This is a genomic window from Roseibium aquae, from assembly GCF_008711285.1.
Lineage (GTDB): Bacteria > Pseudomonadota > Alphaproteobacteria > Rhizobiales > Stappiaceae > Roseibium > Roseibium aquae.
This window is the reverse complement of sequence record NZ_VXDC01000001.1, coordinates 162035-184079: the sequence shown is the minus strand read 5'-3', so window position 1 is coordinate 184079 and position 22045 is coordinate 162035. Positions and strand designations below refer to the sequence as shown.

At 58.9% G+C, this 22045-nt stretch carries 18 protein-coding genes; 3 read left to right on the top strand and 15 right to left on the bottom strand.

The features are described from left to right. Positions 1–114: 114 nt before the first annotated feature. Positions 115–1032: a LysR substrate-binding domain-containing protein gene (locus F0184_RS00825; protein ID WP_150493479.1), complete on the bottom strand. Its 918-nt coding sequence runs from the start codon at positions 1030–1032 to the stop codon at positions 115–117. A 161-nt stretch (positions 1033–1193) separates the two neighbouring features. Here F0184_RS00825 and F0184_RS20480 point away from each other — a divergent pair, with 161 nt between their 5' ends. Next, on the top strand, positions 1194–1334 hold the full coding sequence (locus F0184_RS20480; protein ID WP_172971932.1) for a hypothetical protein: 141 nt from the start codon (positions 1194–1196) through the stop codon (positions 1332–1334). A 189-nt stretch (positions 1335–1523) separates the two neighbouring features. On the opposite strand, the gene F0184_RS00820 is transcribed toward F0184_RS20480, so the two are convergent. The 3 genes from F0184_RS00820 to F0184_RS00810 all read right to left on the bottom strand — a co-directional run bounded on the left by F0184_RS00820 (position 1524) and on the right by F0184_RS00810 (position 5980). After that, the gene (locus tag F0184_RS00820; protein ID WP_150493477.1) at positions 1524–2372 is read right to left on the bottom strand and encodes a phosphate/phosphite/phosphonate ABC transporter substrate-binding protein; all 849 of its coding nucleotides are present in this window, start codon (positions 2370–2372) and stop codon (positions 1524–1526) included. Then, positions 2369–3292 (bottom strand): fatty acid desaturase, encoded by a 924-nt coding sequence (locus F0184_RS00815; protein ID WP_150493475.1) that lies wholly within the window; start codon positions 3290–3292, stop codon positions 2369–2371. The genes F0184_RS00820 and F0184_RS00815 overlap by 4 nt, the downstream gene beginning before the upstream one ends. A 264-nt stretch (positions 3293–3556) precedes the next feature. Then, positions 3557–5980, bottom strand: a complete 2424-nt coding sequence (locus F0184_RS00810; RefSeq protein WP_150493473.1) for a Tex family protein — start codon at positions 5978–5980, stop codon at positions 3557–3559. A gap of 221 nt (positions 5981–6201) precedes the next feature. On the opposite strand from F0184_RS00810, the gene F0184_RS00805 reads away from it, so the two are divergent. Beyond that, entirely contained in the window at positions 6202–6711 is a 510-nt protein-coding gene (locus F0184_RS00805; RefSeq protein ID WP_150493471.1) for a CBS domain-containing protein, read from the top strand. A gap of 19 nt (positions 6712–6730) precedes the next feature. Here F0184_RS00805 and F0184_RS00800 read toward each other — a convergent pair whose 3' ends face one another. From F0184_RS00800 to F0184_RS00760, 9 genes are all read right to left on the bottom strand, one after another. After that, positions 6731–7852 (bottom strand): ATP-dependent DNA helicase, encoded by a 1122-nt coding sequence (locus tag F0184_RS00800; RefSeq protein WP_150493469.1) that lies wholly within the window; start codon positions 7850–7852, stop codon positions 6731–6733. An 80-nt stretch (positions 7853–7932) separates the two neighbouring features. Further along, a complete protein-coding gene (locus tag F0184_RS00795) occupies positions 7933–9174 on the bottom strand; it encodes an NAD(P)/FAD-dependent oxidoreductase (RefSeq protein WP_150493467.1) in 1242 nt (413 codons plus the stop codon). A gap of 198 nt (positions 9175–9372) precedes the next feature. Continuing rightward, a complete protein-coding gene (locus tag F0184_RS00790; protein ID WP_150493465.1) occupies positions 9373–10059 on the bottom strand; it encodes an MIP/aquaporin family protein in 687 nt (228 codons plus the stop codon). Continuing rightward, positions 10056–10562, bottom strand: a complete 507-nt coding sequence (locus F0184_RS00785) for an arsenate reductase ArsC (protein WP_150493463.1) — start codon at positions 10560–10562, stop codon at positions 10056–10058. The genes F0184_RS00790 and F0184_RS00785 overlap by 4 nt, the downstream gene beginning before the upstream one ends. 10 nt (positions 10563–10572) lie before the next feature. Next, complete coding sequence (locus tag F0184_RS00780; RefSeq protein WP_150493461.1) at positions 10573–10938, bottom strand: ArsR/SmtB family transcription factor; 366 nt, start codon at positions 10936–10938, stop codon at positions 10573–10575. A gap of 69 nt (positions 10939–11007) precedes the next feature. Beyond that, positions 11008–12606 carry an ABC transporter substrate-binding protein gene (locus tag F0184_RS00775; RefSeq protein WP_150493459.1) on the bottom strand — a complete coding sequence of 533 codons (1599 nt, stop codon included), beginning with the start codon at positions 12604–12606 and terminating at the stop codon, positions 11008–11010. Between the two features lie 173 nt (positions 12607–12779). Further along, entirely contained in the window at positions 12780–14270 is a 1491-nt protein-coding gene (glpK, locus tag F0184_RS00770) for a glycerol kinase GlpK (RefSeq protein WP_150493457.1), read from the bottom strand. Between the two features lie 72 nt (positions 14271–14342). Next, on the bottom strand, positions 14343–15866 hold the full coding sequence (gene glpD, locus F0184_RS00765; RefSeq protein ID WP_150493455.1) for a glycerol-3-phosphate dehydrogenase: 1524 nt from the start codon (positions 15864–15866) through the stop codon (positions 14343–14345). 175 nt (positions 15867–16041) lie between these two features. Then, complete coding sequence (locus F0184_RS00760; RefSeq protein WP_150493453.1) at positions 16042–18387, bottom strand: mechanosensitive ion channel domain-containing protein; 2346 nt, start codon at positions 18385–18387, stop codon at positions 16042–16044. 301 nt (positions 18388–18688) lie between these two features. Here F0184_RS00760 and F0184_RS00755 point away from each other — a divergent pair, with 301 nt between their 5' ends. Beyond that, positions 18689–19819 carry a DUF2336 domain-containing protein gene (locus tag F0184_RS00755; RefSeq protein WP_150493451.1) on the top strand — a complete coding sequence of 377 codons (1131 nt, stop codon included), beginning with the start codon at positions 18689–18691 and terminating at the stop codon, positions 19817–19819. 379 nt (positions 19820–20198) lie between these two features. Here F0184_RS00755 and fliJ read toward each other — a convergent pair whose 3' ends face one another. Together fliJ and fliI are read right to left on the bottom strand one after the other, a co-directional pair. Further along, on the bottom strand, positions 20199–20606 hold the full coding sequence (fliJ, locus tag F0184_RS00750) for a flagellar export protein FliJ (protein ID WP_150494571.1): 408 nt from the start codon (positions 20604–20606) through the stop codon (positions 20199–20201). A 28-nt stretch (positions 20607–20634) separates the two neighbouring features. Further along, on the bottom strand, positions 20635–21960 hold the full coding sequence (gene fliI / locus F0184_RS00745; RefSeq protein WP_150493449.1) for a flagellar protein export ATPase FliI: 1326 nt from the start codon (positions 21958–21960) through the stop codon (positions 20635–20637). Between the last annotated feature and the right edge of the window lie 85 nt (positions 21961–22045).

Sequence of the window (22045 nt, the reverse complement as noted above, 5' to 3'; positions counted from 1 at the left end):
AACGCAGATAAGGCTGGAAACGCTGAGACCAGACCGGATTTGTGCAGATCGTTCAAAAAAGCCACTTTGATCCGAAACAGATGAGCTCAGGTCGGGCAAAGGAGACGCGAGGGGTCAAGCGGTGGCTGAAGAACCAAACCGTCCAACGGAAATGTCCCGGAAACACTCGACAACATGGTCGGCAAAGGCTTGCGTCGCCCGGCCCGAACGCGGGCGTTGTTCGATGATGATATGATAGTCCCCGATAGGCGGCAGGCCGTGGCGTTCATCGAGAATTTGAAGTGGAGGTTCGACGACACTCGCCGGAAACGGCGCGACCGCAAGATCGGCAACCAGGGCAGCCTCCTGCCCGGCACTGTGAAAGCTGGTGTAGGAGATGCGGTAGGGCTTTTCGGCCTTGTCGAGCGCGATCCGGGCCGCCCGGCGCCAGGGGCATCCAGATGTCGAGACCGCCAGGGGCAAAGGGTCGCGTTCATATGCAATTCCCCCTTCCAGACCGACCCAAACAAGCGGTTCCGCAAATATGGTCTCTCCGCGCCGGGCCAATTCACTATCTGGCCGCGCCGTATAGAGCACCAGATCAAGTTCCTTTTTCTTGAATTTCTCGGCGAGCATCGGACTGCCATCCAAGCTCACATCGACATTCACACCAGGATGCGACCGGGCAAAGCGGGCGAGGAAATTCGGCAAATGACGCGTGCCAAAATCCGAAGGCGCACCAAACCGCACCATGCCCTCCACGGAAGGTGACAGGAAGAGCGACACAGCCTCCTCGTTCAGCATCAGGATCCGGCGGGCATATCCAAGCAGCGCTTCGCCTTCCGCAGTTATGCGCACGCTGCGACCCTCCCTTGCAAAAACGGAAACACCAAGCATGGTTTCCAACTTCTTGATCTGCATCGACACCGCGGATGGCGTCCGGCCGACGATCTCTGAAGTCTTTGAAAAACTTTGGGTTTCCGCAATAAGCAGGAAGGTGCGATAGAGCTCCATATCGATCAGTTTTGTCGCGGCGGCGGGGAGCTTTTCCATGTTTGTAACCGAACCTTAACAGATCAATTTTTCTGAACTGAGACTTAAGTGCAATTCGATTGATTGAAAAGACGGAAATGCCCATATCGGCGTCAAGCGGCCCAATTCTTTAGCAGTGGACCGCAAGTCACCCCACAACCGAGACAGGGATTGGAAACGACATGGTCCTTCTCAACCAAATTCTCGGCACGGCTTTGATGGGAGTCGTATCCACTCAATCCGCTGCCGATCTTGCCCGCATGAACCAGACCCTGCGTACCTCCGAGGAACGCAAGAACCTGCAAACGGGCCGTCGCTCTTGACATTCCGCGCGATGATCGCACGGCCATGAAACCGGTCACCTTTTGGTGGCCGGTTTTTTTGTCTTGGGGCTACCGTTGGTTTTGCAGATAGACCAGCGGATATTAATTCGGAATCGATTGGATACCCAAAACTGATCGCTTCTTGAACTGCCAAGCATCTTTGGACGTTTCATAAAAACGCCCAAGACTCTAAAGACAACCGGCCTCTTCCCCGGCCGTTTTCATGGCCATAACGACGGCATAGTCGGTTACCTTCAAAATTGAATACCCAATGATCAGCAGTGTCTTCCTGATGTCAACCAGCACCGGACTGTTCAAGACCTCTTCGGCAGCGGACCGGATGGCAGCCGCCTCTTCCCCCGGTCTTGCCGATGATGTCACCCAGGGCAAGCCCGGAACGGATGGTGTTCGCGCGATTGGCTTCAGCTTTGCCGCGATGTCGGGCCGGTAGGACTGGGCCAGAGTCCAGCACACCGCATCGACGCAGCATATGTCGGCTCCCGCGTTGGCCACGGCCTCCATGGATCTCATGTGGCCCCCGCTGATCTGGACGCTCCCGAAAAACGGCCCGTCTCCCGAAAGCTGGGTGAGCGCGAAGCGCAGTGCGTTGAAGCCCGATTGACTGTCCCATCCATTCAAGACAACCCGCAGCCCTTGTGCGTCGCGCAATCCGGCCAAGCGGCTTTTTTTGTGTGCAAGCACGAAACTGCAATAATTTGGACCCGAGCAGCCATCCGCGCCATAATGCGGCGTGAGAACCGGCCTCACCTTTCGGGCTAGCGTGGTGACCAGCGGGAACCCGCAGGTCTGGCTCAGCAAAAGCGAAGGGTCTTGCCAGCGCGCCAGAAGGGTCGCGCCGGGAGACGGGTCAGGTCCGGCCTTCAGGTCGCTCAAGCGATCCGCGATAGCCGCTTGAAGTGCCGCTTCGAGCGTGCGTGTCGCCTCACCAATCTCCGGCCAATCATACATGGGCAGGAAAACCGGCAAGGCCGGCGATTTCAGCTGTTTGCCGGCATCGTTCGTCACAACGTCCGTCAACCGATCCTCCTGCTTTCCGGTGTCTGGTTGCCGACGAGAGGATGCACGACGGGTTCCTTGACCTTGAAGAGATACTGCCGGGCGAGGGCCCCGTAGCCCTTGAACACATAGTCGCCGTTGCGGCGTTTCCACGCGGTTTTCCGAGCCTGGTAGAGACCGGGCAACCGGTACCAAGGCACCTGCGGATGACTGTGATGCACAACATGCAGATTGTTGTTCAAAAACAGGAAGGAGAATACCGGGCAAGATTCGACGATAATCGAGCGGGCCTCGGGGCACACATGGGCCCTGTGCTCGGCATAGGTGCGCAGCATCAAGAGGCACATTCCCGGATAGGCAATCGAAAGAACATACAACCAAATCGGCAGCCCTGCGATTTGCGAAACGAACCACAAAACGGGCAAAAGACCCAGCGCATGATGCATCCAGGCGTTCCACACCTTTTCATGTCCCTGCAACAACAGCCGGATTTCGGATCCATAAAATCCGACAAGCGAGACAGCCGGACCGATCGTGAGACGCCCGGCAAGTGTGTTGTTCGCAACCAGGATCAAATGGATCGGACGCGGCAATCGCTGCCAGTCGGCCCAGGCCAGATAAAAGCTTTCCGGATCGTCATAAGGGTCGGTCAGACGGTCATTGTTGTGATGTTGCAAATGGAGAGATTTGAACCGTCGGTAGGGGATGAACAAGCCGATCGGAAAATAGACCAAGGCCTCGTTGATCCAGCCATGGCGCGTCGGATGGCCATGCAAGACCTCATGTTGCAAGGATGAGTGAAGGGTCACGGCCAGGGCGGCCAGTGGCAGCGCGATCCAGATGGGCATTGCGCCGGACAGAGCGACAAGACCGGACCAAGCAACCGATACACCCAGAATCAAGGCAAGGGTCGGCCATTCGCAAACGGGTGTTCGCGGCACGAAAGTCTCCAGTTTTTTGAGAAGCAATTGACGTGCCGAGCTTATCGCCCGTTGCTCAGATTATCTCAACGGGAGACTTGTGATCTAAATCTATAATTGAACACACTCATCTACAGATGGTGATTAGATGACCTATTGTTGAATTATGTCACCAAATGGCACAAATTTTCCGGATGACGATGTCCCATCCCCGTCAACCGTCTTATGGTTTCGATGCATGCTGAAGGCGAAACCGGACAAGACATGCCCGGATGCGCCGATCGCCTACTTCCGCTTCTTGTTCATAGCGGCAGCCAGCGCTGCAGCCATGGCGTTGTTACCGCCAGCTTCATCGCCGCGATTGGGCGGCCGTTGTCCGGAGCCCTTTCCGCCGGGTGCTGGGCCTCGCGGCGCGGAACCTGGCCGCTGCCCGCCACGGTCTTGCTGGCTCCGCTCCCGCTGCCCCTGATAATCCGCCTGGGATTTCATCGTCATCGAGATCCGCTTGCGCGGCACATCGACTTCCAGGATTGTAACCTTCACGATATCACCGGCCTTCACCACCTTGTGCGGATCATCGACAAACCGGTCGGCGAGTTGCGAGACGTGGACAAGCCCGTCCTGATGGACGCCGACATCCACAAAGGCGCCGAAATTCGTGACATTTGTAACCGTGCCTTCCAGTTTCATGCCGGGCTTGAGATCCTTGATGTCCTCAATCCCGTCCTGAAGCGTGGCCGTTTTGAATTCAGGGCGCGGATCGCGTCCCGGTTTCTCCAGCTCCGACAGGATATCCTTGATGGTGGGGAGGCCGAACCGTTCGTCGATGAATTCTTTCGGATCGAGGCCGCGAATGAGCGCGCTGTCACCCATGATCTGCCGCACGTCCCGCCCGCAGGCCTTCACGATGCGCTTGGCGAGCGGATAGGCTTCAGGGTGAACGGACGATGCGTCAAGCGGCTCAGTACCATCGTTGATGCGTAGGAAACCGGCGCAAAGCTCAAAAGCCTTCGCGCCAAGGCGCGGCACATCCTTCAGCTGGTTGCGCTTGTCAAACCGGCCGATGGCTTCCCGGTGCTCGACCACCGCCTTGGCGAGGCTCTCGCTCAACCCGGAAATCCGCGACAGCAGCGCCGGTGACGCGGTGTTCAGATCGACCCCGACCGCATTCACCGCATCCTCGACCACGGCATCCAGCGCGCGGGCAAGTTTCGTCTGGTTCACATCGTGCTGGTACTGACCAACGCCGATGGATTTCGGCTCGATCTTCACCAGCTCGGCCAACGGATCCTGCAGCCGGCGGGCAATGGATGCGGCACCGCGCAGGGACACATCCACATCCGGCATCTCCTTGGCCGCCAGTTCGGACGCCGAATAGACCGAGGCCCCTGCCTCGTTGACGATGACCTTGATCGGCCGGCTTGCTGCAGGGATATCGGCCAGGACCTCGCCCGCAAGTTTGTCGGTTTCGCGGCTTGCCGTGCCGTTACCGATCGCGATCAGACCAACCTTGTGTTTGGCGATCAGCGCCAGAAGGGCATTCCGGGACCCTGACAGATCATTGCGCGGTTGAAATGGATAGATCGTGGCGGTGTCGACAAGCTTGCCGGTCTGATCCACCACCGCAACCTTGACGCCTGTGCGGATGCCCGGATCAAGACCAAGAGTGGTCTTCGAACCGGCGGGCGCGGCCAGCAGGAGATCTTTCAGGTTCTTGGCGAAAACCTCGATGGCGGCTTCCTCGGCGCGTTCACGGAGGTCGCCCATGAGATCGAGTTCCAGATGCAGTGCGAGCTTCACCTTCCAGGCAAAGCGGGCAACCTCCATCAGCCATTTGTCGGCCGGACGGCCTTTGTCAGCGATGTGATAGGCATCGGCCACCTTCCGGACCACCGGAGGAACCGGGGCCGGGTCATCCGCATCGACCACCAGCTCGACAGCCAGAACGCCTTCGTTCCGCCCGCGAAAAAGGGCCAGGGCCCGGTGACTGGGGATCTTGGCCAAGGGTTCTTCATAATCGAAGTAGTCGGCGAACTTCGCGCCCTTCTCTGCCTGTCCGTCAATCAGCGCGGACCGCACCACACCCCGCTCTTGCAGATAGGTCCTCAGGCGCCCGACAAGGTCCGCGTTTTCCGCAAAACGCTCCATCAGGATCTGACGCGCTCCGTCCAGAGCAGCCTTTGTGTCGGCAATACCTTTCTCGGCATCCACGAACGCCGCAGCCTCAGTTTCGGGCGTCCTGGAAGGATCGCCCAAAAGAAGATCGGCCAGCGGCTCCAGTCCGGCTTCCTTGGCAATCTGCGCCTTGGTCCGGCGCTTCTTCTTGAACGGCAGGTAAAGGTCTTCAAGCTGCGCCTTGGTCTGCGCAGCCGCGATCTTGTCCGACAAGTCGCCGGTCAGCTTGCCCTGCTCATCAATCGCCTTGGTAATCGCTACCCGCCGGTCTTCCAGCTCACGCAGATAAATCAGGCGTTCTTCCAGTTTGCGAAGCTGGCTGTCGTCCAGACCGCCGGTCGCTTCCTTCCGGTACCGGGCAATGAAGGGAACCGTCGATCCTTCGTCGAGCAGCTGAACGGCCGCATTCACCTGCCCTGCCTGACACCCGATCTCCCCGGCAATTTGCGTTGCAATCCGCAGAGCGGCCTGCGCCGGGAGCCCCAAAGGCTTTGCAGAGGCGGGTGGGGCGGAAAATGCGGGCATTTCAGACATCGATGATCGGATCCGTTCTTGAAATCAGGGACGCGACGATAGAGCCGCCAACGCGGGCAATAAAGAGACAACGCGCGTTCATCCACCGTGGTGTAACCATGCAGTTGGCCCATGCACTTCGAATACAGCAGTTTCCGGCAACCTGAACGAACCACTCGCAGCTTTCGAACGTAGGCTTTGCGTCAAACAAACGCACCCACCAACATCAGCAGGAGGGAACAATGCAGATCAAGGACCGCATCGAATACCTGTCGAAACCGGCTCCCTATACCGCATCGCCCGAGATGAGCGTGTTGGAAGCAGCCAAGGAAATGTCGGCGCGCAATATCGGATCCGTCGTCATCACTGATGAAAGCCGGAAGGTCGTCGGCCTTGTGACCGAGCGGGACCTTCTGCGACGGATCGTGGCCGAAAATAAATCCCCCGAAACAACCCTGCTTAGCGACATCATGACCACCAACCTCCGGCTCGCTCGGGATACGGACAAGGTCGTGGACTGGCTGCGTGTCATGTCGAACGAACGGTTCCGCCGCTTGCCGGTCGTCGATGACGAGGGCCGGATCGTTTCCATCATGACCCAGGGCGACTTCGTCTCCTACACTTGGCCGGAACTCCTGAAGATCGCGAGCGACAGGGTCGAAAAGCGACTTGGCACCAACAACCAGTACATCTGGATCATCGCCGCGGTGCTGATCTACGGCATTGCGATGGTATTCATCACAGCCGGATAGAAGGCGGGATCCGGGAGGCTTAACGAACCACGGTGATGCGTTCGGCAGCCCGTGTCACGGCGGTGTACAACCAACGCGCCTTGTGTTCCCGGAACGCCCAGCTTTCGTCGAACAAAACCACATTGTCCCATTGCGAACCCTGGGCCTTGTGGACAGTCAGCGCATAACCGTAGTCGAATTCGTCTGAATTCCGCCGGAGGGCGAAGGGCACCTGCTCCGCCCCATCCTCGAACATGGCCGGAAGCACCTTCACCTTGACCGCCTTCTTCCCGGTCTCATCCTCGGGCAGCACATCGAACCGGAGGGTGTTGCCGCGCGGCGGGCGCAGACGCTCGACGGTCCAAAGCCCGCCGTTCAGCAGCCCCTTGGTCTTGTCGTTGCGCAGACACACCAGCTTGTCACCGACCGCGGGCATCGGAGTGGTGAAGCCTTTCAGCTCGCGGATCCGGCCATTGTAAAGCCGCCGGGTCTTATTGGTCCCCACCAGCACTTGATCGCAGCTGAGGATCTGATCCTTGTCAATATCCCGGCGATGAATGACGCTGCTTTCATCGAACGTGCCATAATCGAGCTGGCCGCCGTCCCGGATGGTCATGGACATACGCACGATCGGGTTGTCCTGCGCCTGACGGTGGACCTCCGTCAGCATCACATCGGGCTCGGCTTCGGTAAAATAGCCCCCGCCCTTGACTGGCGGCAACTGAGCCGGATCGCCCAAAACAAGAACCGGGGTCCCGAAAGACAGAAGATCCTTACCTAGGTCCTCGTCGACCATGGAACACTCGTCGATGACAATCAGTTTTGCAGTGGCCGCAGCGCTGTCGCGCTTCAAGGCGAATTGCGGCCCCGAATCTTCCTCGTCATTGTCCAAGTCCTCTTCTTCTTTGGAAGAGCGCGGGCGGTAAATCAGCGAGTGGATGGTGCCTGCGTCCTCGCAGCCTTTTTGCCGCAGAACATGGGCCGCCTTTCCCGTGAACGCTCCAAAAACCACGTCCCCATCGATGCCCTCGGCCAGATGCCGGGCCAGCGTCGTCTTGCCGGTGCCCGCATATCCGAAAAGGCGAAAGACCTGCCGGTCGCCACGCCGGAACCAGTCGGCAACTTCGGTAAGGGCTCTGTCCTGCTCCGGCGACCAGCTCATCCCCGATTCCCGTTTCGTTCTAGTTCAAAAAGCCTCAATACCCGGTTTTTCCTTATGGTGCTACGGGGCCGCACGGACAATCAGAAGCGTTGGGCGCCAAACGGCGCAAGATCGATGGACGGTGTCTCGCCGAACAACAGCTGCGCGCTGAGTTCCCCTGTGGTGGCTGCCTGGGTCAATCCATGATGGGCGTGACCAAAGGCGTAGCAGATATGCGGGCTCGCGGATGCAAGTCCTATGACCGGCAGACTGTCCGGCAGCGAAGGCCGGAACCCCATCCAGGTCTTACCCTCGCAAGCCTGAAGGCCCGGAACGATCTCCTTCGCCCGGGTCACCATGGCCGATACACGTTTCCAATTGGCCGGAAGATCGAGACCGCCAAATTCCACCGCTCCGCCAATCCGCAATCCGGTGGACAGGGGCGACAAGACGAATCCATGGCCTGGCAACATGATGAAACGGAGCAGGTCGACGCCGGGATTGCTGACGGTGATGTTATAGCCGCGCTCGGTGTCCAGCGGGACCCGGTCCCCCAGTTGCGCCGCCAGGCTCTTCGACCACGCACCGCAGGCAATGACCGCCTTGTCCGCTCGAACCGTATCCCCTTGGGCAGTCCGCAGATCGACCCAATCTGCGCCTGGCTGGACTGCCTCCACACAAGCGGTTTGGAAATGCACGCCTTGGGTCTTCAGCCAGTCCGCCAGATCCAGACACAAATGGTAGGGATCATCGACTTGCGCCCAGCCGGGCACCAGTGCGCCACCAACCACCTTGTCCGACAGGGCTGGCTCAAGATCCCTGATCCCTACCGACGAGAGTTCCCGAACCTCAATCCCGTAGCGTCTCTGCTCCGCCCAGGACGCACGGGTCGCGGCTAATTTCCGCAGATCGGTGAACACCTCCAGGCATCCGTCGTAACGCACCTGATTGTGCGTTCCGGACGCCCGCCACAGCCGGTCCCACGCCGGCAGGGCCCCTGCATTCAAAGCCGCCAGAGCTTTGGTGCTCGCGGCGACTTGCGCGGGCCTGGATGCAGCCAGGAAACGGAGCATCCAGGGAAGGATCTTCAGCGCGTAAGCCGGGCGGACGGTCAGTGGGCCAAGCGGATCCATCATCCACTTGATGGCATCCTTCCAGATACCGGGCGAGGCCAGCGGCGCAACATCCGTCCAGGCGATGGCCGCCGCATTGCCGCGGCTCGCGCCGGCAGCCACCGCGTCACGGTCAAGAATGGTGACCGAGCACCCGCGCTGAACAAGGACGGCTGCAGTCGACAAGCCAACGATACCCGACCCGACAACAACGACTTTCAAGCCGGACATGCACGTTCTCCGGAACATCTCTCAAAATCATCAGAACACGGTCCGGCTTTCACCCCAAACGCGGCGATGCACAAGCGGCATCTTCAAACTGGGAACCGGCATCGGGCACGCAGACCGGCCCAACGGACAACTGTCCTGCAGGCAGGGCCTACAGGATTCTTCCCTCGGACGCAAAAGCGTGATCTCAAGCCCGGGTTTTCATGAGGGCTGCTCGATACGGGATTTCGCCGACGTCAGAAGCCAGCCAAACACGAGCACGGCAAGGGCCGCGCCAAAGAACTCCGCCAGCAAGAATCCCGGCAGATCGATCGGCCGGATTCCCGAAAACGTATCGGTCAGGCTGCGGGAAATGGCGACAGCCGGATTGGCGAAGGAGGTGGAAGCGGTAAACCAGTAGGCCGCCGTGATGTAAAGGCCCACCAGCCACGGAATGGCGCTTTCCTTAAACTTGAGACCGGCAAGGATGGTTGCCACCAGTCCGAATGTGGCAACGACTTCCGCCGTCCATTGCCCGGTTCCGGTGCGGATCGTGGCAGAGGTCTGGACGATGGGCAGTTCGAACATGAGGTGCGCCAGCATGGACCCCGATATACCGCCGAGGCATTGCGCCGCGATATAGGCCCCTGCGAGACCTGTCGCGATCTGACCCCGCAACAGGAAGGCGAAAGTGACCGCGGGATTGAAATGCGCCCCGGAAATAGGTCCCAAAATCGTGATGAGAACCACCAGAATAGCGCCGGTTGGAATCGTGTTGCCAAGAAGCGAGACGGCGATGTCGTCGGACAACTTGTCCGCCATGATCCCCGATCCGACCACCGTGCAAACAAGGATGGCCGTTCCCAGGGCTTCTGCCGCGAGACGACGGGACACGTCATAATCACTCATTCGGATGGCTCCGGCTGCAGATCGAGTTTTCCGATGGCATTCAGCCGATCCCGGCCATCAGGAGCGTCAAAGACGTCATCGCCCTCATCGAGGAACGCACTGATGCGTTTGGACAGCCGCAGAAAGGCCAGATCAAAAGCCGCCGCACGGACCGCTTCGTCACCATCAACCGATGCCGGATCGGGAATACCCCAGTGCACGGTCATAGGATGCCCGAGCCAGACCGGGCAGGATTCGCCAGCCGCGCTGTCACAAACGGTCACGACCAGATCCAGAACCGGCGCCTTTTCACTTGCGAATTCGTCCCAGCTCTTGGACCGGTAGCCCGTCGTTGGCAGACCGTGGCGTGCAAGGCACAGCAGGGCGTCCGGGTTCACTGTTCCCCGCGGACTTGAGCCGGAGGAATAGGCTTCGAACCGCCGCCCCCCCCGATGCCTGAGAATGGCTTCAGCAAGCACCGAACGGGCGGAATTGGCGGTGCAGACAAACATGACACGGCGCATGATCACTCTTTCAAAAACGGCTTGTCGGACCGGATGCGTCGGTCTGGTCAAATCCGACCAGGGCGCCCGCGATGGGATCGCAGAGCTCTGGCTTGCCATCGCAACAATCGCGCATCAGGTAGAGGATGAGATTCTGCATCTGGTCGATACGGGCGGAATAGGTGATTGAGCGCCCGTCGCGGGCGGCGTGCACAAGGCCGCACCGAGACAAGGCGCTCAGATGGGTCGATAGGGTATTGGCACGAACCTGCAGATGCTCGGCAATTGCTCCGGCACACATACCTCCCGGGCCCGCCTTTATGAGCAGGCGGAACACATCAAGGCGTGTTTCCTGACCAAGAGCTGCCAGAGTATTGAGCGCTTCAGTTTTTTCCATAATTCGAGAATACTCGAAATATGGAAAAACAAAACCCCTTTTCTGACCCCTGCGAGAACCCGCAGCACCCTACTCCACGATATCCGCGCCGTTGAAACGGAGGCCTCCGAACAGATCGGGGACGAATCCCGTCACGCTCTGCGACATGGGCACAAACTCTCGCGAATGCGCGATGGCCACCCATGGCGCTGCATCCTTGAAAAGCGCCTGTGCCTGGCGGTAGAGGCCATCGCGATCGTCTTGATCGTAGGCCTGTTCTGCCTGCTGCAGCAAATCATCAAATGCCTCGAGACACCACCGTGCAAGGTTGAAGCCGTCGGCGGCATCGCAGCCAAGCTGGTCACTCAGAAACTGGCCGGGATCGGCCATTCGGCTGGTTGTTCCATACAAAATGCCCGCGTCCCGGACCGAGGACCGCGCCCGGACCAGAAATTCGCCAAAGGACGCCGGTGTCACGAGTTTCACCTCGATGCCGATACGCTGCAAATCGGCTTGTATCATCCGCGCCATGAGACCCGGATCCGGATTGTACGTCCGGCCGGACGGCATGACCAGCAGGGTCATCGAGAGATCCTCGACACCGGCGGCTTCCAGAAGCTGGATCGCCAGACCCGGGTCATAGAACGCGTCATTCAGGTTTTCATCGCGTGCTTCGGAGCCCGGCGGAAGAACGGACTTTGCAACCTCACCGCGCCCTTGAAAAACCCGGTCCACGATCGCCTGCTTGTTGATCGCGAAATTGAACGCCTTGCGCACCAGACTATTGTCAAATGGCGCGATTGTGGTGCGGAACGCAAGGTAACTGATATCCGGACGGCTCTTCTCCAGCAGTTTGATTTGGCCATCCTCTTTAAACACCGGGATGTGCTTGGGATCTGGCTCCAGCATGAGACTGCACTCGCCGGATTGTAATTTGCGCAGGCGGTCTGCAGCGTCGGGCGTGATCGAAAAGACCAATTCAGTGATTACCGGCGGGGCCTTCCAGTAAACGGCGTTGGCCTTATACCGGATGACCTCGCTCTCCTCATAATCGGCAAACACAAAAGGACCCGTGCCGACCGGCCGGCGGTCCAGTTGATACTTCGCGCCGGCCTGAGCAAGCTGCTCGGCATACTCGGACGAAAGAATCGAAGCAAAGTCCATCGCCAGCGTGGCAAATAGCGGGGCATGCGGCCGCCGGAGAACAAACCGGACAGTTTGATCATCGATCTTGACGACGTCGTCAATAAGGGTCGCCAGCGCCAGGCTATTGAAATACTCCCACGTCTCGCCCTCCCGGTAGGCGTGCCACGGATGGCGCTCGGACATCTGCCGCCGGAACGAAAACACGACATCATCAGCGGTCAGGAACCGCGAAGGGGCAAAGTAAGGCGTGGAGTGAAAGGAAACCTGCCGACGCAGCGAGAAGGTGACACTCAAGCCATCTTCAGAAATGGTCCATCGCTCCGCGAGACCAGGAACAATGTCGCCTGAACCAGGCGCATATTCGACCAAGCGGTCGTAGATTTGCCGGGAAGACGCGTTCAGCGTTGCCGGGTCGGTGTGGAGGGCAGGGTCAAACCCGTTTGGCGATGCCTGGGAGCAGAACACCAAGGTCTTGGCGGCAACAGCCCCGCCGCCCAAGACAGTCGCCAAGGCCACCAGCCAAATTCCCAAGAACCGCTTCATCTGAACCGCCGCCCGTTCCAACCGTTTGGGTCAGTCTAGAACAGTCCGGGTGGCGATGACGAGTAGCGGGGGGCTGAACTTTAACGGTTTTCAGGCATCGCTGCGCGGAAGAACGGCCGCATCGCCATCTCATTGAGCGGCGATGCGACTGGTGAAAGGCAGAGAGGGACCTATCAGAAGTCGGAACGGGTCCGGCGCACGGCATCGCGCCATCCGGCGATGAGACGGTCGCGCGTTGCCGCGTCCATTTTCGGCTCGAACCGCTTTTCCAGCTTCCAGCTTTTCGCGAACTCCTCTTGGCCGGGCCAAACCCCTGCCTTCGATCCGGCGAGCCAGGCCGCCCCCAATGCCGTGGTTTCAAGCACCGCGGGACGGTCGACAGGCGCCCCAAGAATGTCGGCCAGAAACTGCATGGTCCAGTCGGAAATCGTCATGCCGCCATCGACCCGCAACACGGTCTCGGTGTCGGATTTCCAGTCTTCCTTTTTCGCGTCGAGAAGATCGAACGTTTGAAAGCCGACACTTTGCAGCACGGCACGCGCGATTTCTTTTGGCCCGGTGGCCCGGCTCAAGCCAAAAAGCGCCCCGCGGGCATCCGCGTCCCAATACGGCGCACCAAGCCCGACGAACGCCGGAACCAGATAAACATCCTGGTTTGGATCGGCCTGTTCGGCCAGCTTCTGAGACTCAGATGCGTTTTCAATCAGCCCCAACCCATCACGCAGCCATTGGACCGCAGCGCCCGCGACAAAAATCGATCCTTCCAACGCGTAGGTGGTTTGGCCGTTCAAACGGTAGGCAATCGTTGTCAGCATCCGGTTCTTGGAAGGCACAGGGTCGGATCCGGTGTTCATCAACGCAAAACATCCGGTTCCATAAGTCGACTTCACCATCCCCGGCTCGAAACAAGCCTGCCCGACCGTCGCCGCCTGTTGATCCCCGGCCACACCGAGAATGGACAGGCGCGCGCCGAAATGGCTCTCTTCGCACACGCCGAAATCATCGGCGCTGTCGAGGACCTCCGGCAACATCGACATCGGAATGCCAAGCAATTCGCACAGTTCCGGGTCCCAGGCGTTTTCCCGGATATTGTAGATCAGCGTCCGGGAGGCGTTGGTGGCGTCCGTCACGTGACGCGCGCCGCCGGTAAGCTTCCAGATCAGCCAGGTATCGACGGTCCCGAAGACCAGATCCCCCTTCTCGGCGCGGGCGCGAGCACCCTCAACACTGTCGAGAATCCAGGCGAGTTTCGTGCCCGAGAAATAGGGATCCAGCAATAATCCTGTCTTCGCCGCAAACGTTGCTTCCAGGCCGCGTGCGCGAAGGTCGGCACAAAAAGCCGATGTCCTGCGGTCCTGCCAAACAATCGCATTGTAGACCGGTTCGCCGGTGAGGCGATCCCACACCAGCGTGGTCTCTCTTTGATTGGTGATGCCAATCGCACAAATCTCCGACGCAGCCATGCCGGATTTTGCAATGGCATCCCGGCAAACGGCCAATGTGCTGGTCCAAATGTCCTCGGGATTGTGTTCCACCCAGCCGGATTTTAGAAAATGCTGCGGAAATTCCTGCTGCCCCACCGAGACCGGTTGAAAGTCGCCGCCAAAAACGATGGCCCGGCTCGATGTCGTTCCCTGATCAATGGCCAAGATCGCTCCGCCCATGGCCGCCTCCCTTTTGGATTATTATTGATTGGTGGGCGAACGCCCCTCGCTCAAAGGCTTTGATGGATTGTGTTATGCCGCAGCATTTGCCAGCGCCGCAACCTCGGAGACGACAAATTCGTCCAAGGCCCCGGCTTCCTCTTTGGACAGTCTCAAGCCAAGTTTGCTCCGGCGCCACAAGATGTCGTCAGCTGTGCGCGCCCATTCGCGTTCGATCAGCCAACGCACCTCACGTTCGTAAAGGTCCGCCCCGAATTTACGGCCCAGATGAGCCTCGCTCGCCGCACCGGCCAGCAGACGCCAGGTGTCGCGGCCATAGGCATGGCACAGCCGGCGGGCGAACCGCTCATCAAGGAACCCGAAGTCCTTCCGAAGCGTGGCAACTTCCTCTTCGAACTTCTGAGCCGGGAAATCACCGCCGGGCAACGACGCACCGGCCGTCCATTCTCCCGTCTTGAAAGGGAGAAACGGCGCCAGCTTTTCCAGCACGTGCTCCGCCAATTTGCGATAGGTTGTGATCTTACCTCCAAATACCGATAGAAGTGCCGGCACCCCATTCTCGCCGCCCTCAAGCTCGAGCACATAATCTCGCGTGGCCGCCTTCGCATCGCTGGCGCCGTCATCATAGAGGGGTCTGACGCCGGAATAGGTGTGCACCACGTCATCGGGCGTCACCGGCTCCTTCAGGTATTCGCTGACGGCAGCGCACAGATAGGAGATTTCGTCGGGCGAGATCTGAACCCCCGTCGCATCCCCTTCGAACTCGACATCTGTCGTACCGATCAAGGTGAAATCGGTTTCGTAGGGGATCGCGAAAATGATGCGGCCGTCGGCATTTTGGAAAATGAAACACCGGTCGTGGTCGAACAGCCTGGGAACAACCACATGGCTGCCTTTGACAAGCCGGACATTCGACCGCCGGTTTGCCCCGACAACCCCGGTCAGCATCTCGGCAACCCAGGGACCAGCCGCGTTGACCAGGACCTTTGCTGTCACTGTCCGGTCTGTTCCGCTGCTCAGGTCGCGCAGAACAACGCGCCACAGGCCGTTTTCGCGGCGGGCGCTGATGCATTTCGTCCTGGTCGCGATTTCCGCGCCCCGGTCGGCTGCATCGCGGGCATTTAGAACAACTAGGCGGGAATCCTCGACCCAGCAATCCGAATACTCAAAGCCCTTGCGAAACATGCTCTTGAGTCCCTGGGCGAAAGGACCGCGGTCGAGCGGAACCGTCCGAGTGGCGGGCAGAAGCTTGCGGCCACCGATGTGGTCGTAGAGGAAAAGCCCCAAACGCAGGAGCCAGGCAGGACGCAAATCCTTGTGATGAGGCAGGATGAAACGCATGGGCCACGCAATGTGGGGGGCCGCCTTCCAGAGGACCTCGCGTTCTTTCAGCGCCTTTCGGACCAGATCGAATTCATAATATTCGAGATACCGCAAACCACCGTGAATGAGTTTGGTCGACGCCGACGAAGTGGCGCCCGCCAGATCCCCCATCTCGGCCAGCAGGACCGAGGCACCGCGGCCCACCGCATCCCGGGCGATTCCAGTTCCGTTGATCCCCCCGCCAATTACGACAAGGTCAAAGTCAGGCGTCATGGCCAGCCTCCGGCAGATAGGCAATACGCGTTTATTCGATGGAACCGAAAATAAAGCGAAACAGATCGAAATTCAATGAAAGGAAAGAGAATAAGACCGGACAAGCCCACGCCCAAAACGCGGACAATTGCCGCGATCCAGGATATGGCCGGGACAACAGGGGCAATCGGGCGCTTTAACGGTCTTCCGCGGGGCCGTCCGAACCGGCCTGTGTTGGCGAGGCGCCTTCTGGATCCGCATCGACGCTCTCGGTTTTCTTTGACGGCCTGCCGGCCATCGCCGGCGGAGGCGCCGCATGATATGTAACCTGCGGGAAGGGAATCTCGATTCCCTCCTCGTCAAACACCTGCTTGACATACTCGTTGAATGCCCGCCCGACGCCCCATTGCTCGCCCGGCAAGGTCTTGATACGGGCACGGATATTGATCGCGCTGTCTCCGAACATGGTGACACCGTGCATTTCGAAGTCATCAAGTATCTTTGGGCCGAGGTCGCTATTGCGAAGCCGGTTGAACGCTTCGACCATCGCGCCTTTGGCCTTCGCGATATCGGTGCTGTAAGACACGCCAATGACCGCCACATGGTAGGAAAAATCGCGCATGAAGTTCGAGACCATGTCGACGGAAGAAAACGGTACGATATGCGCGGTCCCGTCAAGATCCCGGATGCGCACTGAGCGTACGGTTAGCCGTTCCACCACACCTGTGGTCCCGGCGACCGTTACCACGTCGCCCTCGTTGATCGCATTCTCGATCTGGATGAAGGCGCCCGTGATGATGTCTTTCACCAGAGTTTGCGCGCCGAACGAGATCGCTAGACCAACAACACCGGCACCGGCGATGAGCGGGCCAATGTTGATGCCGATTTCAGAAAGAGCAAGCAAGCTTGCCATCACGATAATGACCACTGTGAAGGCGTTTCGGAACAACTGGAACAAGGTCCGAACACGCGCAGTCACGACGTATCCGGAGCGGCTCCGGAGCCTGAGGTCCACCCAGGACATGACGGCGATCCAGATCCCAAACGCGAATAGCAGCACCATAACCGCCGAGCCATACCGGCCAATGACGTCGGCGCCCTGCGGGCTGCGGGCCCAGGTCGTGAAGCTCGCAATGTGCCAGATGTCGAGCAGCAACAAAACCGTCAGAACCCCGACAGCAAACCGGAAGATCTTCAGGATCCTCGGCACAAAGGCGTTCAACCTTCCTTGAAGGGCTGGCAGGGATTCTCGAAGGCTGTCCGGGAGCCGGATTCCACGCACGATCGCCCTTGTCATCATGAGCGATGCCAGAACGCTTGCCATGATGGTGAGAACGGACAGTCCGGTCGATCGCACAATGATTTGGGTCGCATCATAGGGGCGGAACAACCAGATCAGGAATGTCATGAGCACATAGAAGAACGCGATGATGTGCCAGGTGCGCGCCAGAAGCGTCATCGACTTCTTGCCAAGGTCGCCGGACAAGTTCTCGGCGTAAGTGCGGATACCGTCCTCAACCCGTTTTTTATTCCTGACGATCAAAACGGCGATCGTTGCTGCCGCGCACAAAACGACAAGGAAACGAACAGCATTCCCAAAGACGAAAGACACGGTCTGGTTGGCAAGCGGAACGCCCAGCATGATTCCATATATCAGCAACACAAAGACAAAACCGAGCCATCGGGTCCAATAACCTGCCGCCCAGTCGTCGAAGGGCAGCAAGCGCAAAGCCGGGCGGCCCGGCTCGAATACGAACCTCAGAGCCACCAAGGCCAGACCCGAAAACAGAAATGCATTGAGAGCGAGACTTTCGAGCAAGGTCACACCGGTTTCCAAGCCGCCAAAACTTGCCAAGGCAACCACGTAGCCACCACCCCAGCCAAGGAGAACAGCGAGCCCGTCCAGAACGCTGGTGAAGATCAGGATGCCGGTCCGGGTCGTCCATCCCCCGTAACGTGCCTTTACATCCAGGCGATCATAGACCTTTGCAACGAGCCAGCGCCCGAGCCACGAAATGACCGTTGCGGAAAGCAAGACGGTTGCAAGAGACAGGAAGGCTTCTGAAACCCTGTCCCATCGGATTTGCAATTCGCCAGTGGCCAGCAGGGCAATGCCTCTCAAGGAGGCTCTCACGCGCTCGATGATCAAACCGAAATCGTCGGCCACAACTCTCGTATACTGCCCGAGACGGACGGCGAATGTTTGCGAAACCGCCTCTGTTTCGGCAACTGCGGCGGCATCGGCGTCGGCTTTGGCCTCCGGCGCCGCCGAAGCGGTTTGACCGTCTGCCGCCGGAGCGGTCTGTGCTGTTGGCTCATCCGTGGCGCCGCTGTTTTGAAGATAATCGTTCAGCGCCTTGCGGCCTTCGGCACTGTCAAGAAAGCGCAGAAGCACTTCGCCGGCCTGTTCGACCGCCTCCGGCGTGACCGGCTCTTGCGATGAGTTGGCGGCAGAAGGGGGCGGCGAAGGGAGCTGTGCAAGCGTCGCTTCTGGCAATGCTGAGATCAAGAAAGAGCAAACCAGCAGGGCGAGATATTTCATGTCAAAGCCTTTGCGTCGTCTTGGCGCGGAACCAGCGCATCGCTGAAGCGCTGCGATTGGGCCGAGTTGCCGGAAACCTACATCATTCGCCGTCAGGAACAATGCCGGTGACCGCTGTTTTCCTAGAGCCCTCAGGAACCGTGCCGCGCCCATTGCTCCTGGTTCCTGCCGCAAGCAAAGGCCCGAAATCAGAAAATGCCGTTACGTTAAGTATTTAAAATCACGAAAAAAAACACTCTGACCCCGAAAAGTAACGCAAAAATAACAGTGTGAAGAACACCCTCAAAAACAAGGGGGGACAATGATGAAATATGCAGTGGTGGAAATGACGAGTGACAACTTGCAGGAGTCCCGCAGCACCTTGTTGCGCAAGGTTACGGATCAAGTCGCCAGCAGCTTGCCAAGAAGAAGTGAGGCGGATATCCGCATTTTTTCGGAGATTATACGGCTGCTTTACCCGTTAAGTCCCCTGGAAGACAGGGCCCATGTCGCCGAGTTGGTCTCCGCATGCGGCACTCTTCCAGAATGGCTGGTTCTTCAGCTGGCGCAGGACCAACCCGTTGTCGCCAATCCGATCCTCACTGGCTACCGCGGGTTCCGGGAACCGGTCTTGCTTAAACTCTCCATGAGTCTGCCCGATCCCCATCTCCAGGTACTCGCAAGACGACCCGACCTGACACAGCCTGTCTCGGAACAGCTGGTCGGGCGCGGCAGCATCGCCGTCCATCGGATTATCGCTGAAAATCTTCAGATCCAGCTTTCCCAAAAGGCGCTGTCGCTTCTCATCAGGAGGGCCATGAAAGATGCACGGACATGCGACGCCTTGCTCTTGCGCAAGGACCTAACGCCGTCGAACTACAAGCAGATGTTGCCCTATGTCGACACCAACACCCGCCACAAACTTCGCAAGCTGATCGAGGAATCCCTGTCTCCGGAACAAAGGGAGCACCTGCAGTATTTGAGAAGCCTGAGACGCAATTTGGGGGCCGCTTACACCCAAAAGAACTCGATGGGCCTTTGGGCTGCGTGCCAGAAGGAGGGCGCGAACCTCAACGATATCCTCACCCTTCTGCTCCAGGACGAGCGCCTTGAAGACGTGGCGCGCCTGCTGGCCCATGTCAGCGGCCAACGGGAACCTAAAATACGCGACATTGTTTTTAACGGGGAGCCGGAAGATGGGGCACGCTTGGCAATGCTGACCGGATTGAACGCCGATACGCTCGCTTTCCTCGCAACTGTCAGGAGCAAGAAGCTGAAGCTGCCAAGCGGGGAAGCGGCCGAATGGCGCAGGTCGTTCGCAGCCCTCCAGGCAGATGTTGAAGCTACGCCCGTTCGTCGCAACAGCGAGTTTGCAGCCAAACGGCCCAAACGGGTCAGACCCGAGAAAAAGGGTTCCTTGAATCGCAAACTGACATTGGCGGCGGGTTTCTAGGCAAGAGCTTCTAAAAATAGCCGGATGCACAGCCATCCGAAGATCGATCAGATTTTCATTTTCGAGTGATGCCGGGCGAGCGAAAACCGATCTGGTCCCCGGCCTTCGCACAGCTCATCTTTGGCCCACAACCCGGTTCGAAACCTGGCGGAGCAATCAATCGACGGAAAGGGCTCACACCTTCTGACGGCTAGATCGGCAGGCGTTTCATCTGAGCCGATTTCACACCCCTTGGATGATCTCTTCTTGAGTGACCGCGCATCTTTGGGCGTTTCAAGCAAAACGCACGATGCGCTAGGCACATGCAAAAGGATGCGCCCAAGGCGCGAGCGGCTTCCGAAACGCGATACCCCCAAGCAAGCGCTTCGCAACTGGCGTCTCAGCGGGCGCGATACCGGCTTGCGATTTCGTCGAGTTGCTCTTGTTCGGCCGCCTCGGCGCTCAAGCGTTCACGTTGCTGATCCCGCTCTTCAAGCTGCTCGAACTTTTTCAATTCTTCAATTGCTTCCGCCAGTTCATCCTGAGCGCGCTGAAGCTGTTCGTCGAGCTCGCTGGCTGAATTGCGCAAGTTGTCGCGGCGGGTCGCAGCGGCTTTGGCAAAGGTTGGGTAGGCGAAATGGGTCACATCCGTGATCCCAACACGCTCTTGTTCCGACTTGATCTGGTCGTCCAGCTCATCAGCCATTCGATTGAATTCAGCAATCATGGCCTCGATTTGAGCGAGTTGCCGCCGCTTGTCGTCGACCTGAAACCGCTTCAACCGGATCAGACTGTCTCGGGTTTTCATCACTCAATACTCCCCTAGCAGCCCAACCTTAGCCCGGAGTCATTTCCAAAAGGTTGGCAAGCTGACGATATCCTTCGGCTAACGACGTGCACTCGTCTTTTTGCTGATTCAAGAAATCGTCGATTTTCCCGAATTTCGCGATCGCCTCGTCGACCATCGGGTCCGACCCCTTCCGATAGGCTCCCAAACGAATGAGTTCTTCCATATCCGTATAGGTTGACAGCAATTGCTTGGCCCGCCGAAGTACCGGCAGGTGCTCACTTGGCACACAGCGCGGCATGGTCCGGGAAATAGACTTTAGCACATTGATGGCAGGGTATCGCCCCCGTTCGGCAATGCCGCGCTCCATGACGACGTGACCGTCCAGAATGCCACGGACGGCATCCGCGACGGGTTCATTGTGATTGTCGCCCTCCACGAGGACGGTGAACAGCCCGGTAATGGACCCCGTTCCCACTTTGCCCGGTCCGGCGCGCTCCAAAAGGCGCGGCAGTTCGGTGAAGACCGTCGGCGTGTAACCTTTCGAAGTCGGAGGCTCGCCGATTGACAGGCCGATCTCACGTTGCGCCATCGCAAACCGTGTCACCGAATCCATCATGCACAGGACGTTCGCCCCCTCATCTCGAAAATGTTCGGCCACAGTCATCGTGAGGTAGGCCGCCTGGCGGCGCATCAAGACGCTTTCGTCGGATGTCGCGACAACCACAACCGAACGCGCAAGTCCGGTGTCCCCCAGATCATCCTCGATGAATTCCTGCACCTCCCGGCCGCGTTCACCAATTAAGCCTATTACAGCCACATCGCATTGCGTATTGCGAGCCAGCATCGACATGAGCACCGATTTCCCCACCCCGGATCCGGCGAAGATCCCCATCCGCTGCCCTTCGCAACAGGTCACAAAAGTGTTGAGGGCCCGGACGCCCAGGTCGAGCGGTGCGCCAACGCGCGCTCTTTGGGAGGCGGGCGGTGGCGCGCTGCGCAAGAAACGTGGCGTTTCGCCGTTGGGCAGATCGCCCTTGCCATCGATGGGCTCACCCATTGCGTTGACGACACGGCCGAGCCAGGAATGGGCCGGATGCACGCTGCTTTCACGCGCGCTGATGATCGCCCGGCACCCCATCCGGACCCCCTCAAGCCCGGCAAATGGCATGCAAAGGGCGTGATCATCGCGAAAACCAACCACTTCCGCCGAAACCGGCGGCCGCTCTTCCCCACTGTCGATCAGGAGCCTGGCCCCGACACTCATTTCGTGCAAAGGCCCCGCCACCTCAACCAGAAGACCCTGCACCGCCACCACCCGTCCGTAGATTTCGGTGCCCATCAGCGAATCGATTTCGGCAAAAAGCGGCTTCAATGTCGATTCCTTCCGCCTGTTAACGGTTTTGGTAACGGATCGTTTACGTCTCTGCTTAATCTTAATGAACAGAACGTCGTCAGGC